Source organism: Pseudomonas sp. URIL14HWK12:I5 (genome assembly GCF_900176445.1).
Lineage (GTDB): Bacteria > Pseudomonadota > Gammaproteobacteria > Pseudomonadales > Pseudomonadaceae > Aquipseudomonas > Aquipseudomonas monteilii.
On sequence record NZ_FWXQ01000001.1, the window covers coordinates 582249 to 598722 of the forward strand.

Here is a 16474-nt window from a genome sequence, read left to right on the forward strand (position 1 = left end):
GAGTGCCCATGGCTTCTGCTGCTGTAAGTCCCGAACGCCACGACACCGTAGCGCTGGCCTGGACCAAGGCTGCCATCCTCGACTGCTTGGGCCAGGCGCGCCAGGCGCTGGAGCGTTTTGCCGGCGAACCGGGCGACCTGTCGATGCTGGCCTTCGTGGTCGACAACCTGCATCAGGTACATGGTTGCCTGCGCATGCTTGAACTGCGCGGAGCGACGCGCCTGGCCGAAGAGCTGGAACTGTTCGCCAAGGCGCTGGCCGACGGCCAGGTCAGCCCACGGGGCGATTGCCTGGGGGCGTTGTTTCGTGGCCTGGAGCAATTGCCTTCGTACCTTGAGCGCTTGCGCGGTGCCCGCCACGACCTGCCCTTGGTGATGCTGCCGCTGCTCAATCAGTTACGTGCCTGCCGAGGTATCGAGCCCTTGGCCCAGGCCAGCCTGATCAGCGGTGCAGCACAGCGTTTTGCCGGCGCCGACGACTTGGCCAACCTTGACCTGTCGTTGGGCAATTGGCGTGAACAATTGCAAGCCGGGCCGGGCCGCGATGCCCTGCGCTCGGTGGTGACTGCCCTGTGCGACGACCTGATGCGCATCAAGGAGCGCCTGGACCAGTTCGTGCGCAGCGACCGCCAGCACAGCGAGCAGCTAGATGCCCTGCTGGCGCCGCTGCGGCATGTAGCCGACACCCTGGCTGTGCTGGGCTTCCAGCAACCACGGCGGGTCATCATCGACCAGGTGCTGGCGCTGCAGGCCCTGGCCCAGGGCGAGCGCGTGGTGGATGACGCGGTACTGATGGATGTGGCGGGCGCCTTGCTGTACGTGGAGGCTTCGCTGAACGGCATGGTCGGCCCGCTGGAAGAAAACGGGCAGGGCGGGCTGCCAGGCTCGGACCTGGCCGAGATACGCCAACTGGTGCTGAACGAATCGCTGAACGTACTGCAGCAGGCCAAGGACCTGATCGGCGACTACCTGGAGTCCGACTGGCCGCGCCAACGCCTGCAACCGTTGCCGGGGCTGTTGCAGCAGATTCGCGGCGCGCTGGCCATGTTGATGCTGCCCGCAGTAGCCGAGCTGTTCGCCGGCTGCGCCAGCTATGTGCAGCGCTGGTTGCAGCACCTGGATGTAGAGCCGCCCGCCGATGAGCTGGCCCACTTGGGTGAGGCCATGAGTGCCGCCGAATGCTACCTGCAATGGCGGGTGGCCGACCCGCTGGCGGATGCCCAGCCGTTCATCGACATGGCCCGTGCCAGCCTGGCAGCGCTGGGCGTGTATTGTGCGCAGGCCGACACCCGTGCAGGCCTGGATGCCAATGGCGACGGTATCGATGACGAGCTGCGCGAGGTGTTTCTCGATGAAGCCGGCGAGTTGCTGCCGGAGATCGAGCGGCACTGGCTGCGCTGGCGTGCCGACAACCAGCAGCGCGAGGCGCTGGGGGAAGTACGCCGTGCGCTGCATACGCTCAAGGGCAGCGGCCGCATGGTGCATGCCGAAGCGGTGGCCGAGCTGGCCTGGGGCGCCGAGCACCTGCTGAACCGGGTGCTGGAGGGCCGTAGCGTGCTGAGCCCGGAAGGCGTGGTGGCCCTGCAGCAAGTGTTCGTCCACCTACCTGATTTGCTGGCCGACTTTGCGGCTGGGCAATTGCCGCAACTGACCGAAATCGAACAGTTGGCTGGGCACCTGCATGCCCTGGCAGAAAACGACGAACCGGGTGCTGCCGATATCGATGGCCTCGACCCGCAGCTGCTGGATATTTTCCGCACGGAGGCGCAAGGCCACCTGGCCAGCCTCGATGCTTTTCTGCAAGGCGCAGACGGCCACGATACGCCGGTCAGCGATGGCCTTCAGCGCGCCCTGCATACGCTCAAGGGCAGTGCTGCCATGGCCGGGGTGATGCCGGTCGCCGAGCTGGCCACCGCCTTCGACCGCCTGGCCCGGGAATACAAGGGCCACCAACTCCCCCTGCAAATGGCCGAGATCGAATGGCTGGAAGCCGCACGCTCGCTGTTCCACCTGGGTCTGGCGCAACTCGACAGCACACCGTTGGCCGCCATCGCTGGTGCTGCGGAGCTGATCGAACAGGTTGGCCAGGCCGTAGACGCACGCCTGGCCAGCTTGCATGACGACCCGCAGCATGTCCGGCGCGGCAAGCGCGACCCGCAGTTGGTCGCCAGTTTCCTGGCCCAAGCCATGGATATCCTGCTCGATGCCGAGTCGTTGCTATCGCGCTGGCAGCAACAGCCTGGGCAGCGTGATGCGCTGGACACCCTGCTCGACCAGCTGACCACCCTGGGGCACGCCGCGCACCTGGCCGACTTGTGGCAGATGGATGATGTGTGCGAGGCCTTGCTGGACCTGTATGGCGCCGTGGAAGAGGGCAGCCTGCCTGCCAATGCGCGTTTCTTCGCCCACGCCCGGCGCGCCCATGAAGCCCTGCTGGACATGCTCGATGAAGTGGCGGCCGGGCAGGACATCGCGCCGCGGTCAGAAACGCTTGACGGTCTGCGCAACCTGCTGGACCAAGCCTTGGCGCCAGAGGCCACTGGTCTGGTGGGCATCGACACGGTCACGCCGTTGCACCCGGACATGGACGTGGCCGATACCCTGGGCCTGGGGCTGCCCCATCAGCCGCAGCTGCCTGACGTGACCGAGCCTCTGCTTGAGGAACCGGAAAGCCCAGGCGAAGAGCTGCTGGAGGTGTTCCTCGAAGAAAGCTCGGACATCGTCGAAAGCGCCGCCGCAGCCTTGGCGCGCTGGCAGGCCGACCCGCGCAGCAGCGTCGAGGTAGACAACCTGATGCGCGACCTGCACACCCTCAAGGGTGTGGCGCGCATGGTCGAAATTGCCCCCATTGGTGACCTGGCTCACGAACTGGAGTTTCTGTACGAACTGCTGGCTGCCGGCCGCTTGCCGCCGAGCGCGCCTTTGTTCGCGCTGTTGCAGAACTGCCACGACCGCCTGGCGCACATGCTCGATGCCGTGCGTCTGGGGCAGCCACTGCATGCCGCCACGGCGCTGATCGACTATATCCGCAACTTCAGCAGCGCGGCCCTGACCGACAGTGCTGCCGGCCAGGGGCCGGTCGAAGCCGCCGCCAGCGAGGTGCCGACAGCAGCGCCAGAGCGGGCGCCAGGCGACATGGTCAAGGTCGATGCCGAGTTGCTCGACGACCTGGGTAACCTGGCGGGTGAGCACTCGATCATCCGTGGGCGCATCGAGCAGCAAGTCAACGATGCACAGTTCACCCTCAACGAGATGGAAACCACCCTGGAGCGCATGCGCGACCAGCTGCTGCGCCTGGACATCGAGACCCAAGGGCGAATCTCCAGCCGCCAGCAGTTCGAAGGCGATGCCTATGATGATTTCGACCCACTGGAAATGGACCGTCATTCACAGTTGCAGCAGTTGTCGCGGGCCTTGTTCGAGTCCGCCTCGGACTTGCTCGACCTGAAGGAAACCCTGACTCAGCGTGCCCAGGAGGCCTACAGCCTGCTGCAGCAGCAGGCGCGGGTGAACAGCCAGTTGCAGGAAGGCTTGACCGCAACCTTGATGGTGCCGTTCGAGCGCCTTGTGCCGCGCTTGCAGCGCGTGGTGCGGCAGGTGGCCAGCGAGCTGGGCAAGCAGGTAGAACTGGTGGTCGGCAACGCCGAAGGTGAACTGGACCGCAGTGTGCTTGAGCGCATGGTGGCACCGCTTGAGCACATGCTGCGCAACGCCGTCGACCATGGCCTGGAAAGCCGCGAAGCACGCCTGGCCGCCGGCAAACCGGAGCAGGGCACCATCCACCTGAATTTGCTGCACGAAGGCGCCGATATCGTGATCGAAATGACCGACGACGGTGCTGGCGTTCCGCTTGAAGCGGTGCGGCGCAAGGCCATCAAGCGCGGCTTGCTGGACCCGCAGGCGCAGTTGAGCGATCACGAGATCCTGCAGTTCATCCTGCGCCCGGGTTTTTCCACCGCCGAGAAAATCACCCAGATCTCCGGGCGCGGCCTGGGCATGGACGTGGTGCACGAGGAGGTCAAGCAACTAGGGGGCTCGATGAGCATCGAGTCGGCTCAGGGCAAGGGCGCGCGTTTCCTCATCCGCTTGCCGTTCACCGTGTCGATCAACCGGGCACTGATGGTGCATCTGGGTGAGGAGCAGTACGCCATCCCGCTCAATACCATCGAGGGCATCGTCCGTGTGCCGCCGGCAGAGCTGGCGGTGTGCTATCAGCTGAACCCGCCCCGCTATGTTTATGCCGGCCATGAATACGAGCTGCGTTACCTGGGCGAGTTGCTGCAAGGCCTGCCGCGCCCGGCCTTGCTGGGGCAGAGTGTGCCGTTGCCCGTGCTGCTGGTGCATGCCAAGGAGCAATCTTTCGCCATTCAAGCCGATAGCCTGTCGCCCAGCCGCGAAATCGTGGTGAAGAGCCTGGGGCCGCAGTTTGCTGCCGTTGCCGGGCTGTCGGGGGCGACGCTGCTGGGCGATGGCCGGGTCGTGCTGATTCTCGACCTGCTTGGCCAGCTGCGCGGCCAGCAGCGGCGCCTGGCTCGTTTGCCCGGTGGCGGCACCCCACGCCAGTTGCTCGGCCCGGTGCCGCGCCGCGCATTGTTGGTGATGGTGGTGGACGACTCGGTGACTGTGCGCAAGGTTACCAGTCGCTTGCTGGAACGCCACGGCATGAGCGTGCTGACGGCCAAGGACGGGGTCGATGCCATGGCCTTGTTGGAAGAGCACCGTCCGGACGTGTTGCTGCTGGATATCGAGATGCCGCGCATGGACGGGTTCGAGGTGGCCACTCGCATTCGCCGTGACGCGCGGCTGAAAGACCTGCCGATCATCATGATTACCTCGCGTACCGGGCAGAAGCACCGCGACCGCGCCATGGCCATCGGCGTCAACGAATACCTGGGCAAGCCGTATCAGGAGTCGTTGTTGCTGCAGAGCATTGCACACTGGAGCCAGCCTCATGCTTGAACTGATTGCCGGCCAGCGCAGCAGCCTGACCGGGCTGTTGCTGCCCTTGGGCGACCGCACCCTGGTATTGCCCAACGTGGCGGTGGCCGAGTTGAGCGGCCAGCGCAATTTGGTGTGCCAACGCGGTGAGCCGGCCTGGCACCTGGGCTGGATCGACTGGCGAAAGCAGCGCCTGCCGCTGATCGGGTTCGAAGCGGCGTGTGGTGGCGAGACGCCGTGCGGCGAGCGGGCGCGGGTTGTGGTGCTCAATGCTTTGGGCGACACCGGCCTGCGCTATTTGGCGCTGTTGCTGCAGGACATTCCGCGTTCGTGCAAGCTCGACAGCCAGCTGAATTATGTGGATGTGGCGCTGGGGCGCCTGGAGCTGGCGGCGGTGCAGGTGGGCGAGCAGGTGGCGCGGGTGCCTGACCTGGCCGGGCTGGAAAGGCTGGTGCGTGACGCGGAACTGCAACCTGAGTTTGGGTAAGATTCAGGGCCGTCACTGACGGAATGAGGAACCCAGCCCACCTCAGGAGGTCTGTGTTTGCATGTATTACGGTGAACGCTTCAACGCCTGGACCCACCTGGTCGGTGCTGTCCTGGCCTGTATCGGTGCCATCTGGCTGATCGTGGTCGCGGGCCTGCAAGGCGACCCGTGGAAGATTGTCAGTTTCTCCATCTACGGCAGCACGCTGCTGTTGCTGTACAGCATTTCCACCCTGTACCACAGCACCCGCGGGCGGGCGAAGGTGATCATGCGCAAGCTCGATCACCTTTCGATCTACCTGCTGATCGCCGGCAGCTACACCCCCTTCTGCCTGGTCAGCCTGCGCGGCCCCTGGGGCTGGAGCCTGTTTGGCGTGGTCTGGGGGCTGGCGGTGATCGGCATGCTGCAAGAGATCAAACCGCGCTCCGAGGCGCGGGTTCTGTCGATCATCATCTATGCGGTGATGGGCTGGATCGTGCTGGTGGCGGTCAATCCATTGCTCCACTCGCTGGGCACTGCCGGTTTTGCCTGGCTGGCTGCCGGCGGGGTGTTCTACACCGTCGGCATCATCTTCTTCGCCCTCGACAGCCGCTTGCGTCACGGGCACGGCATCTGGCACCTGTTCGTGATTGCCGGCAGCCTCATGCACTTCGTGGCGGTGTCGTTCTACGTACGCTAGTTAAAAATCGCCCCAAAGCTGTTGTGCCACCGACAGCGCCACCACTGGCGCGGTCTCGGTGCGTAGCACCCGTGGGCCGAGGCGTGCGGCATGAAAGCCGGATGCTTTGGCGTGCTCGACTTCGCCTTCGCTCAGGCCGCCTTCGGGGCCGATCAGGAAGGCCAGGTTGGCAGGCTTGTCGTGGCTGGTGAGCGGCTCGGCCACCGGGTGCAGTACCAGTTTCAGGTCAGCCTTGGTGCTGTTCAGCCACTCGGCCAGCGTGATCGGCGGGTGAATGACGGGCAAGGTCGAGCGACCGCATTGTTCACAAGCGCTGATTGCCACTTGGCGCCAGTGGGCCAGGCGTTTGTCGGCGCGTTCGTCCTTCAGCCGCACTTCGCAGCGCTCGCTGACGATCGGGGTGATTTCGTTGGCGCCCAGTTCGGTGGCTTTCTGGATCGCCCAGTCCATGCGCTCGCCACGGGACAGGCCCTGGCCGAGGTGTACATGCAGTGGCGAATCGGTCTGGCCAGGCAGTGCCTGGTCGAGGTTGACGCGTACGGTTTTCTTGCCCACTTCGAGCAACTGGCCGAGGTATTCCTGGCCGCTGCCGTCGAACAGCTGCACGGCGTCGCCGGGGACCATGCGCAGTACGCGGCCGATATAGTGGGCCTGGGCTTCGGGCAGGTCGTGCTCGCCAAGGCTCAGGGGGGCGTCGATGAAGAAGCGGGACAGTCTCATGGATTTGCTCGGTAGAAGAGAGACGCAGATCCCCTGTGGGAGCGGGCATGCCCGCGAAGCAGGCAGCGTGCTCGCTCCCACAGGAAAAGTGATGTGGCGAACTGCCGGGCCTAGCCCGGGTCACGGAAGTCGGGGTGGAAGTTGGCAGGCACGGCAACGCTGACGCTTTCCCGGGTAGCGATGTCGATGCCTTCACTGGCCACTTCCGCCAGGAAGTCGATCTGCTCGGGTGTGATCACGTAAGGCGGCAGGAAGTAGACCACGCTGCCCAGCGGGCGCAGCAGGGCGCCGCGGGTCAGGGCATGCTCGAACACCTTCAGGCCGCGCCGCTCCTGCCACGGGTAGGCGACCTTGCCAGCCTTGTCCTTGACCATCTCGATGGCCAGGGCCATGCCGGTCTGGCGAATTTCGGCAACGTGAGCATGATCGGCCAGGTGTGCAGTCGCCGTTGCCATGCGCGTAGCCAAGGCCTTGTTGGCCTCGATCACGTTGTCCTGCTCAAAGATGTCCAGGGTCGCCAGCGCTGCAGCGCATGCCAGCGGGTTGCCGGTGTAGCTGTGCGAGTGCAGGAATGCGCGCAGGGTCGGGTAGTCGTCGTAGAACGCCTGGTACACCTTGTCGGTGGTCAGGCAGGCGGCCAACGGCAGATAACCACCGGTCAGGGCCTTGGACAGGCACAGGAAGTCCGGGCGGATGCCCGCCTGTTCACAGGCGAACATCGTGCCGGTGCGGCCAAAGCCCACGGCGATCTCGTCGTGGATCAGGTGCACGTCGTAGCGGTCGCAGGCCTCACGCAGCAGCTTGAGGTACACCGGGTGGTACATGCGCATGCCGCCAGCGCCCTGGATCAGTGGCTCGACGATCACGGCGCTGATGGAGGCGTGATGCTCAGCCAGGGTCTGTTCCATGGCCTGGAACATGTTGCGCGAGTGCTCTTCCCAGCCCATGCCCTCGGGGCGCAGGTAGCAGTCGGGGCTGGGCACCTTGAGGGTGTCCAGCAGCAACGCTTTGTAGGTTTCGGTGAACAACGGCACATCGCCTACCGACATGGCGGCGATGGTTTCGCCGTGGTAGCTGTTGGTCAAGGTAACGAAGCGCTTCTTGCCTGGCTTGCCGACGTTCTGCCAGTAGTGGAAGCTCATCTTCAGCGCCACTTCGATGCACGACGAGCCATTGTCGGCATAGAACACCCGGTCGAGCCCGGCCGGGGTCATGGCCACCAGGCGCTCGGACAACTCGATCACAGGCTGGTGGCTGAACCCGGCCAGAATCACATGTTCCAGCTGGTCGACCTGGTCCTTGATGCGCTGGTTGATGCGCGGGTTGGCATGGCCGAACACGTTGACCCACCAACTGCTCACCGCGTCCAGGTAGCGCTTGCCTTCGAAGTCCTCCAGCCACACGCCTTCGCCGCGCTTTATCGGGATCAGCGGCAGCTGCTCGTGGTCTTTCATCTGGGTGCAGGGGTGCCACAGGACCTTGAGGTCGCGTTGCATCCACTGATCATTGAGGCCCATGGGCACTTCTCCTGGCTTTGCGGCGTGGTTCGACCGCGTAAGCCTAAGCAATGCCGCAGGGCAGGACAACCGCTGGCGTTCAATGGCGGTGGGTGCCGGTCCATTCAAGCTTGCGGATGTGTACGGTCCCTGCCTGCGAGGTGGAGATGGTCAGCCGCCGGAAAGGCCCATCGATCACCTGGTGATAGGGAGACGTCGCAATAGGCCCGGGGCGCAGGTCACGGACGCCGTAGCCTTCCAGGGTGAGCCAGTAGAAGTGGCGCGGCGCCGGAGCAATCAGGTCGTAGTCATTATTGTCGGCATCGAACAGCATGTTCAGGTCGTCACAGAGGAAATCGCTGACCACATAGTACTCCAGCCGCAGGCATGCGACTTCCTGAGCGAAGGTGATCTCCACATCGCTGTGCTCACCAATGACCAGTTCGGTGCCGTCTTCGCCCTTGAACGCTTCATGAAAGCCGGTCCATGAGGTGCTGTTGGAGCGGATACTCAGGCCAGAGGCTGTTCGAAGCGTTTGCTTGTGCCACAAAAACTGCCGTTCGACGTGTTGAAAGTGCTCCTCGAAGATCATGTTCGTGCCCTCCTGGCGGGGCTCTGGCCACCTTCGTCAGTTTCACTTGCCGCTGTGTGACCGGGCTACTGGCAAAAATGTCAGTTGCCAAAAGCACTTGATGTCACTGCGCTGGCAGGGTTGGCGGAGGTGACGTATTCTTAACGCATCTCTCTCGGGGCATTCCTGCCTCTTCCCGTATCTGTAACCTCTGACTCGGAGTTCGCCGACATGGCTGCTGCTTGGGTGCGCCTGTGCGCGTTGGTATTGATTGGTGTGTCCAGCGGCGCCGCGCTGGCAAAGGACAAGACGCCCACGGCAATCGTGGTGGGCGGCGGCCTGGCAGGCCTGACGGCAGCCTACGAGCTGCAGACCAAAGGCTGGCAGGTGACCCTGCTGGAAGCCAAATCGGGCATGGGGGGGCGTTCGGGCCTGGCCACCAGTGAATGGATCGGCAACGCCAAGGCGCAGCCGGTGCTTAACCAGTACCTGGACCGTTTCAAACTTGAAACACTGCCGGCGCCGGAGTTCGTGCGTACCCCCGGTTACCTGATCGACGGCGAGTATTTCAGCGCCACCGACCTGGCCACCAAGCAGCCTGCTACCGCCGAAGCACTCAAGCGCTACGAGAAAACCCTCGACGACCTGGCCCGCTCCATCGACGACCCGCTGAACCCGCAGGCAACCAGCACATTGTTTGCCCTCGACCAGATCAACGTCTCCACCTGGCTCGACAAGTTGCAGCTGCCGGCCACGGCCCGTCAGTTGGTCAACCAGCAGATCCGTACCCGCTACGACGAGCCGTCACGCCTGTCGCTGCTGTACTTCGCCCAGCAGAACCGCGTGTACCGTGGCGTCAGCGACCGCGACCTGCGTGCCGCACGCCTGCCGGGTGGCAGCCCGGTGCTGGCCCAGGCTTTCGTCAAACAGCTGAAAACCATCAAGACCAGCTCGCCGGTCACCGCCATCGTCCAGGACAAGGACGGGGTAACGGTAAAAGTCGGCAGCGTCGGCTACCAGGCCGATTACCTGGTCATGGCCGTGCCGTTGCGCGCCCTGGCCAAGATCCAGATGACCCCGGGCCTGGACAACCAGCACCTGGCAGCGTTGAAGGGCACCAACTATGGCTGGCGCGACCAGCTGATGCTCAAGTTCAAGAAGCCCGTGTGGGAAAGCCGCGCACGCATGTCGGGCGAAATCTTCAGTAACGCCGGCCTCGGCATGCTGTGGATCGAGCCTGCGCTCAAGGGCGGCGCCAACGTGGTGATCAACCTGTCCGGCGACAACGCCCGCCTGCTGCAGGCATTTGGCGACAAGCAGATGGTCGACCAGGTGCTGATCCGCCTGCATGCGTTCTACCCACAGGCCCGTGGTGCGTTTACCGGTTACGAGCTCAAGCGCTACAGCACCGACGCCGGCACCGGCGGCGCCTACCTGGCTTATGGCCCGGGGCAGATCAGCAAGTACTGGCGCTTGTGGGAGCGCCCGGTGCAACGCATCACCTTTGCCGGTGAGCATACCGATGCCCTGTACCCTGGCACCCTGGAAGGCGCCCTGCGCAGCGGCCAGCGTGCGGCCAGCCAGGTGCAGGACCTGTTGGCCGGCAAGTCGTTCGACCCGGCCAAAGCGGCGCCGGTTGCGGCGGCAGCGGCAGCCGGTGCGGTGGCCGCCAAGCAAAGCAAGGGCGGTTTCTTCTCCAATCTGTTCGGTGGTTCGTCCGACAAGGCTGACAAGGCGCCAGTGAAAGAGGAGCCGAAAAAGGTCGAAGAGGCCAAGCAGGACAAGCCGGGCTTCTTCAAGCGCCTGTTTGGCGGGGCGGACAAGCCGCAAGCGAAGGCCGAGCCGATCGCCAAGGCTGAGGAAGTGGTGCCGGCATCCGCGCCAGCTCCACAAGCCGCGCCGGCCCCGGTTGCGCCTGCACCTGTGGTCAAGGAGGCGGCTGCCAAGCCAGCAGCGACCAAGGCGGCCCCGGCCAAGCATGCGCCGGCGCACAAACCCGCGCACAAGCCTGCCGAGACCAAGAAGGCGACAGCCAAGTCCGAACCGACCAGGAAACCTGTGGCCAATACCCAGGCCAAGGCGGGTTGATTTATTGCCAGCGCCGCCCCTTTCGCGGGTAAACCCGCGAAGAGGCCGGCACTGGCAACCTTGCACACCCAGGCTATCGTTAATGTTTCCTTAATGGGAAGGTTACAGAATAACTATCGGATTTCTCGATAATCCGAAGCAATTTTTTTCGCTTTTCTTCGATACATTTCGCGTTAGTCTGTGCACAGCTTTCACGGGGAAACACGCCAACATGCAACTGCGCAATTCATCTTCTCGCTACGGCGTGGTCAGCATCATCCTGCACTGGGGTGTGGCGCTGGCAGTCTTCGGCCTGTTTGGCCTGGGCTTGTGGATGGTCGGCCTCGACTATTACAGCCCTTGGCGCAAAGCCGGCCCGGACCTGCACAAGAGCATCGGCCTGGTGCTGTTGGCGGTGATGTTGCTGCGCGTAGTCTGGCGTTTCGTCAGCCCGCCACCTCCGGCACCGGCCAACCATGGCGCCTTCACCCGCCTGGCGGCCAAGCTGGGGCACCTGGCCCTGTACCTTGGGCTGTTTGCGGTGATGGCGGCCGGTTACCTGATTTCCACCGCCGACGGCGTCGGCATTCCGGTGTTCGGCCTGTTCGAAGTGCCGGCATTGATCAGCGACTTGCCCGATCAGGCAGACGTGGCGGGTGTCATTCACCTGTGGCTGGCCTGGGGCCTGGTCATTTTTGCCGTGCTGCATGCCTTGGCAGCGCTCAAGCACCATTTCATCGACCGTGACGCGACCCTGACCCGCATGCTGGGCCGCAAAGCTTGACCCTCAACCTCAATTGCATAGGAAGGAACAGGATGTTGAAAAAGACTTTTGCCGCTCTGGCGCTCGGTACCGCACTGCTCTCCGCTGGCCAGGCCATGGCTGCCGAGTACAAGATCGACAAGGAAGGCCAGCACGCGTTCGTTGACTGGAAAATCAGCCACCTGGGCTACAGCTTCATCCACGGTACCTTCAAGGACTTCGACGGTAACTTCACGTGGGACAGCGCCAAGCCTGAAGCCAGCAAGATCAACGTCGACCTGAAAACCGCCAGCCTGTGGTCAAACCACGCCGAGCGTGACAAGCACATCGCCAGTGCCGATTTCCTCGACGTGAAGAAGTACCCGGAAGCCAAGTTCGTCTCTACCGCCGTCAAGACCACAGGTGAAAAGACTGCTGACGTGACCGGCGACCTGACCCTGCACGGCGTGACCAAGCCGGTCACCTTCAAGGCTACCTTCAACGGTGAAGGCAAGGACCCATGGGGCGGTGAGCGCGCTGGTTTCAACGCCACCACCACCCTTAACCTGAACGACTTCGGCATCAAAGGCCCGGGTGCTACTTCGCAGACCCTGGACCTGGATATCAGTGTTGAAGGTGTGAAGCAGAAGTAAGTGATGCTTCGGCAATAAAAAACGCCGCCCATTGGGCGGCGTTTTCGTTTCTTAGCCTTTTCGGGTCAACAAGGCTGGGCGCTCACCGCGCGGGCGGCTTGGCAGGTCATCCAGCTGCTCAGGCGTTGGGTAACGGTCGAGCTTGGACTCCTTGCGGATGATCACCGGCTGTTTTTCCGGCTGGCGCGAGTTGCGCACGGCCGGCTCTTGCCGGGCGGCATCGTCACGGGCAGGGCGGCCACGGCCTGCGCCGCCGCCATCGCGACGGGCACCGCTACCGTTGTTGGCGCGAGGCGGGCGTTTTTCGCCGCCGCCGCTGCGCTGCTGGCCACCACTGCGGGCCTGACCCTGGCCGCCGGCATTGCTGCGCTGGCCATTGCCCTGGCCCTGACCTTGGCCGGCACCACCACCTGGGCGGCGGTTGCGGCCCTGGTTCTTGCCCTGGTAGGGGCTGACGTAGTCGGCGCGGTTACCGAAGTTGTCGATATCGTCGTCCAGGAACTCTTCCGGGTCACGGTCGGCTGGTGCTTTCGGTACGCTGCTGTTGCTGGCCTGTTGCTGTTGCTGCTGGCGCGGCTTCTTGTCACGCGGCTTGCGCGGTTGTTGTTGCTTGTCGCCGCTCTTTTCCTTGTCGGCTGGCTTGTCCGCAGCCTGCTGCTTGGTCTTGCCTTTATCCTTGCCTTTGTCCTTGCGGCCGCCGTTGGCGTCCTTGCTGCCTTCGCCGCGTGGCTGATTACGGCCGCCACGGCCATTGTTCTGCGGGCGCTCGCGCACTTCGGGTTTTTCGGCTTCTACCTGGCTGGCGTCGAAGCCCATCAGGTCGCCGTCAGGGATCTTCTGCCTGGTAACCCGCTCGATGCTCTTGAGCAGCTTCTCTTCATCCGGCGCGACCATGGAAATCGCCTCGCCCGAACGACCGGCACGGCCGGTACGGCCAATGCGGTGAACATAATCTTCCTCGACATTGGGCAGCTCGAAGTTGACCACATGAGGCAGTTGGTCGATGTCCAGGCCGCGGGCGGCGATGTCGGTGGCAACCAGCACGCGCACGCTGTTGGCCTTGAAGTCGGCCAGCGCCTTGGTGCGGGCGTTCTGGCTCTTGTTGCCGTGGATCGCAGCGGCGCTCAGGCCGTGTTTTTCCAGGTACTCGGCCAGGCGGTTGGCGCCGTGCTTGGTACGGGTGAACACCAGCACCTGTTCCCAGGCACCCAGGGTAATCAGGTGTGCCAGCAGCGCGCGCTTGTGGCTGGCAGGCAGGCGGTAGACGCGTTGCTCGATACGTTCGACCGTGGTGTTCGGCGGGGTGACCTCGATACGCTCCGGGTTATGCAGGAGCTTGTCGGCGAGGTCGGTGATGTCCTTGGAGAAGGTGGCCGAGAACAGCAGGTTCTGGCGCTTGGCCGGCAGGCGGGCCAGTACTTTCTTGACGTCGTGGATGAAGCCCATGTCGAGCATGCGGTCGGCTTCGTCGAGTACCAGGATTTCCACGTGGGCCAGGTCGACCTTGCCTTGGCCGGCCAGGTCGAGCAGGCGGCCCGGGCAGGCAACCAGCACGTCAACGCCTTTGGCGATGGCCTGGATCTGCGGGTTCATGCCAACGCCGCCGAAGATGCAGGCGCTGACCAGGGGCAGGTCGCGGGCATACACCTTGAAGCTGTCGTGCACCTGGGCTGCCAGTTCGCGGGTCGGGGTCAGGACCAGAACGCGCGGCTGACGCGGGCCGTGACGTTGCGACTTGTCGGGGTGGCCGGCCGGGAACAGGCGCTCGAGAATCGGCAGGGCGAAACCGCCGGTTTTACCAGTACCTGTCTGTGCGGCAACCATCAGGTCACGGCCTTGCAACACGGCGGGAATGGCCCGCTGTTGCACGGGGGTCGGCTGGGTATAGCCCGCAGCCTCGATAGCGCGGACAAGAGCCTCGGAGAGACCGAGGGAAGCAAAGGACATGGGCGATCCTGTTCTCGTGTGGGCTGGGCCCGTTGGGATGTTCTGCCTGGCGCGACGGGCATCGGTGGGATGCGATCGCGTCCGGTCCAGCTGGGCTTTCACTGCACATCCGGGAAACGGAGGGTGGACGCGAAGGGGCGTCGGTGCCGATCGGGATGCCTGTTGCGAGGCCGAGCGTCCGGGCGTGAGCCGGGCGGGAAGGCCCGAGTATAACAGAGCTATCGCGCTGTGCTGCTTTCCTGCTGCTCAACGGCGTTGAGAATGTTTCCGATGTCGCCTGTGTAGCGCTGGTTGATGGCGGCAAAGGCCGGTTCCTGTTTGAAACGCTGCAGTGCTTCGGCAAAGGCCAGGGCCAATGCCTCACGCCCGGGTTTACGTACCAGCCCCAGATACTGGGCCTGGCGGCTGATCACCAGCGGCAGCGCCTCTACTTGCTGTTCCAGGCCCAGTTGCCGGAGCAGGTAATGACCAACCTTGCGATCGGTGATTGCCAGGTCGATACGGCCCAGCAGCAGCTTGCCGAAGTTGGCTTCCTGGGTGGGTGCGGCTTCCCGACGGAAATGCGTGGCCTCGTTGAACGCGGCGCCGTAGGCATAGCCGGGCGAGGTGCCGATGGTGAGGCCTGCGAGGTCGTCTGTGGCGGTCACAGGGTGGCGGCGTGCGCGCGCCTGGAACAACACGAATTCGACTTGCGACAAGAGCTCGGGGGCATAGACCAGGTAGGGGCGCCGGGCTTCGGTCTGGAAGATGTCCAGAATCCCGTCGGCCAGGCCTTGCTCGATCATTGCCAGGCAGCGCTTCCATGGAAGGAACTGCCATTCCACCTCGACGCCGAGGCGTTTGAACACTTCGGTGGTGACTTCGTAGTCGATGCCGTGGGGTTGGCCATTCTGCTGGTAGATGTAGGGTGCCCAGTCATCGGACACCAGGCGCAGACGCTCGCCCAAGGCCGACGGGCTCAGGCAGGCGAGCAGCAGGGTGCAGAACAGGCGGGCGACGAGTGGCATGGCCGGAGATTACGCGCTCGGCCTGTTCTAGGCCAGAGGGTGTGATGTTCTCCTCTGCCGGCCCACTCAAATGTGGGAGGACCTCAGCAAATGTGTCTCGATTTCCTTGCGCCGCTCACCCAGCGACAGCCGCAGCCCCGGGTGGCGCAAGCACTGGCGCAGTTGCTCGGGCTGCAGCTGGCCGTAGCGGGCGTTGAGGTTTTCCAGGGCCTTGTCCCACCAGGCCGGCGCGCAGGCGCGGTCGAACTCATTGGGGTAGGGGTAGCAGCCATAGAGCAACTCGCGGGCGAACTGGCGCTCGTGCCTGGGTAGGGTCATGCTCAACGCCTTGTAGCCCAGGCGGTGCAGCGCGGGAGGCCGGGGTAGCTGGTCGTTGACCAGCTTGACGTCAGCCAGCGCCGCCTGGCCCAGCGGGTCGTGGCCGTGCTTGCGCAGCCAGGCCTGGATCTTGGCGCGGAATTGCGCCTTGCGGCTCCAGTAGTGGTGGATGACATCGGTGCATTCAGCCAGCTCCAGTTGGCGATAGGCCGCCACCGCCAGGCAGAACTCTTCGAGGGTATAGGCCTCGCGGGCGAGGGGGTAGAACTCGTCCATCATGGCGATGGAGCTGTCCAGTGTGCTGGCGTCCTCGGCCGTGAGGCCGATCACGCCGGAGTTGATCAGTGGCATCTGGCAGTCGGCCAGGCCCCGGCCTTGCAAAATGGTCAGCAGGTTCTTGTACAGCAGGCACTTCTGGTTCGCGCCGTAGCGCGGGCCGATGGCATTGCACAGCAGCTTGCCCGGGGCCACGCGGGCGAACAGTTGCAGTGGCGACGTGCGGAAAAAGGTGTCGGTGTCGATCAGCACCGCCAGCGGGTGTTGCTCCAGCACCTGGCGCAACAGCACGTGCTTGCTGCGAAAGTGATAACCGTGGGGGGCGTTCCATGCCTGGCGCGTGGCTTCGTCCAGCAGGTGGATGCTGACAGGCAGTTTGGCATAGGGCTGCGGGTTGTCGGTGTACACCTGGATGTCCATGGCTTCACGTGCCGTACCCAGGTGGGCAAGGGCGCTGACAATGCTGAAGCAGGCTTCCTGGTGATAGGTTGCCGGGCCAAAAGCCAGGTAGACAAGCTGTGGACGCGGTGGCTGGGAATGCTGCATGGCAGGCAAGACCTGTGTAACCCGAAAA

General features: G+C 64.1%; 12 protein-coding genes. 6 read left to right on the plus strand and 6 right to left on the minus strand.

Annotated elements, in window-relative coordinates:
- Window positions 1-8: 8 nt before the first annotated feature.
- The 3 genes from B9A31_RS02730 to B9A31_RS02740 all read left to right on the plus strand — a co-directional run bounded on the left by B9A31_RS02730 (window position 9) and on the right by B9A31_RS02740 (window position 6103).
- On the plus strand, window positions 9-4958 hold the full coding sequence (locus B9A31_RS02730; RefSeq protein ID WP_084296638.1) for a hybrid sensor histidine kinase/response regulator: 4950 nt from the start codon (window positions 9-11) through the stop codon (window positions 4956-4958).
- Complete coding sequence (locus tag B9A31_RS02735; protein ID WP_019096623.1) at window positions 4951-5424, plus strand: chemotaxis protein CheW; 474 nt, start codon at window positions 4951-4953, stop codon at window positions 5422-5424. Before B9A31_RS02730 ends, B9A31_RS02735 begins: the two co-directional genes overlap by 8 nt.
- A gap of 61 nt (window positions 5425-5485) precedes the next feature.
- Window positions 5486-6103 carry a PAQR family membrane homeostasis protein TrhA gene (locus B9A31_RS02740; protein ID WP_025752365.1) on the plus strand — a complete coding sequence of 206 codons (618 nt, stop codon included), beginning with the start codon at window positions 5486-5488 and terminating at the stop codon, window positions 6101-6103.
- On the opposite strand, the gene B9A31_RS02745 is transcribed toward B9A31_RS02740, so the two are convergent.
- The 3 genes from B9A31_RS02745 to B9A31_RS02755 form a co-directional block, all read right to left on the minus strand.
- Window positions 6104-6823 (minus strand): 16S rRNA (uracil(1498)-N(3))-methyltransferase, encoded by a 720-nt coding sequence (locus tag B9A31_RS02745; RefSeq protein WP_019096621.1) that lies wholly within the window; start codon window positions 6821-6823, stop codon window positions 6104-6106.
- Between the two features lie 110 nt (window positions 6824-6933).
- Window positions 6934-8340, minus strand: a complete 1407-nt coding sequence (locus tag B9A31_RS02750) for an adenosylmethionine--8-amino-7-oxononanoate transaminase (protein WP_016712407.1) — start codon at window positions 8338-8340, stop codon at window positions 6934-6936.
- 79 nt (window positions 8341-8419) lie between these two features.
- Window positions 8420-8911, minus strand: coding sequence for a hypothetical protein (locus B9A31_RS02755; RefSeq protein WP_016712406.1), 492 nt, complete (start codon window positions 8909-8911; stop codon window positions 8420-8422).
- Between the two features lie 210 nt (window positions 8912-9121).
- On the opposite strand from B9A31_RS02755, the gene B9A31_RS02760 reads away from it, so the two are divergent.
- The 3 genes from B9A31_RS02760 to B9A31_RS02770 all read left to right on the plus strand — a co-directional run bounded on the left by B9A31_RS02760 (window position 9122) and on the right by B9A31_RS02770 (window position 12352).
- Window positions 9122-10978, plus strand: a complete 1857-nt coding sequence (locus tag B9A31_RS02760) for a flavin monoamine oxidase family protein (protein WP_019096620.1) — start codon at window positions 9122-9124, stop codon at window positions 10976-10978.
- A gap of 211 nt (window positions 10979-11189) precedes the next feature.
- Window positions 11190-11741, plus strand: coding sequence for a cytochrome b (locus B9A31_RS02765; RefSeq protein WP_019096619.1), 552 nt, complete (start codon window positions 11190-11192; stop codon window positions 11739-11741).
- A gap of 32 nt (window positions 11742-11773) precedes the next feature.
- Window positions 11774-12352, plus strand: a complete 579-nt coding sequence (locus tag B9A31_RS02770) for a YceI family protein (protein WP_019096618.1) — start codon at window positions 11774-11776, stop codon at window positions 12350-12352.
- A gap of 51 nt (window positions 12353-12403) precedes the next feature.
- On the opposite strand, the gene B9A31_RS02775 is transcribed toward B9A31_RS02770, so the two are convergent.
- The 3 genes from B9A31_RS02775 to B9A31_RS02785 all read right to left on the minus strand — a co-directional run bounded on the left by B9A31_RS02775 (window position 12404) and on the right by B9A31_RS02785 (window position 16446).
- Window positions 12404-14299, minus strand: a complete 1896-nt coding sequence (locus B9A31_RS02775; protein ID WP_027610035.1) for a DEAD/DEAH box helicase — start codon at window positions 14297-14299, stop codon at window positions 12404-12406.
- A gap of 218 nt (window positions 14300-14517) precedes the next feature.
- Window positions 14518-15306, minus strand: a complete 789-nt coding sequence (locus B9A31_RS02780; protein WP_019096156.1) for a substrate-binding periplasmic protein — start codon at window positions 15304-15306, stop codon at window positions 14518-14520.
- Between the two features lie 66 nt (window positions 15307-15372).
- Window positions 15373-16446 carry a hypothetical protein gene (locus B9A31_RS02785; RefSeq protein ID WP_025752372.1) on the minus strand — a complete coding sequence of 358 codons (1074 nt, stop codon included), beginning with the start codon at window positions 16444-16446 and terminating at the stop codon, window positions 15373-15375.
- Between the last annotated feature and the right edge of the window lie 28 nt (window positions 16447-16474).

Bases quoted from the DNA above. Each gene is read 5' to 3' on its own strand.
- B9A31_RS02730 (WP_084296638.1), top strand. From the start codon at position 9: ATGGCTTCTGCTGCTGTAAGTCCCGAACGCCACGACACCGTAGCGCTG.
- B9A31_RS02735 (WP_019096623.1), top strand. From the start codon at position 4,951: ATGCTTGAACTGATTGCCGGCCAGCGCAGCAGCCTGACCGGGCTGTTG.
- B9A31_RS02740 (WP_025752365.1), top strand. From the start codon at position 5,486: ATGTATTACGGTGAACGCTTCAACGCCTGGACCCACCTGGTCGGTGCT.
- B9A31_RS02745 (WP_019096621.1), bottom strand. From the start codon at position 6,823: ATGAGACTGTCCCGCTTCTTCATCGACGCCCCCCTGAGCCTTGGCGAG.
- B9A31_RS02750 (WP_016712407.1), bottom strand. From the start codon at position 8,340: ATGGGCCTCAATGATCAGTGGATGCAACGCGACCTCAAGGTCCTGTGG.
- B9A31_RS02755 (WP_016712406.1), bottom strand. From the start codon at position 8,911: ATGATCTTCGAGGAGCACTTTCAACACGTCGAACGGCAGTTTTTGTGG.
- B9A31_RS02760 (WP_019096620.1), top strand. From the start codon at position 9,122: ATGGCTGCTGCTTGGGTGCGCCTGTGCGCGTTGGTATTGATTGGTGTG.
- B9A31_RS02765 (WP_019096619.1), top strand. From the start codon at position 11,190: ATGCAACTGCGCAATTCATCTTCTCGCTACGGCGTGGTCAGCATCATC.
- B9A31_RS02770 (WP_019096618.1), top strand. From the start codon at position 11,774: ATGTTGAAAAAGACTTTTGCCGCTCTGGCGCTCGGTACCGCACTGCTC.
- B9A31_RS02775 (WP_027610035.1), bottom strand. From the start codon at position 14,299: ATGTCCTTTGCTTCCCTCGGTCTCTCCGAGGCTCTTGTCCGCGCTATC.
- B9A31_RS02780 (WP_019096156.1), bottom strand. From the start codon at position 15,306: ATGCCACTCGTCGCCCGCCTGTTCTGCACCCTGCTGCTCGCCTGCCTG.
- B9A31_RS02785 (WP_025752372.1), bottom strand. From the start codon at position 16,446: ATGCAGCATTCCCAGCCACCGCGTCCACAGCTTGTCTACCTGGCTTTT.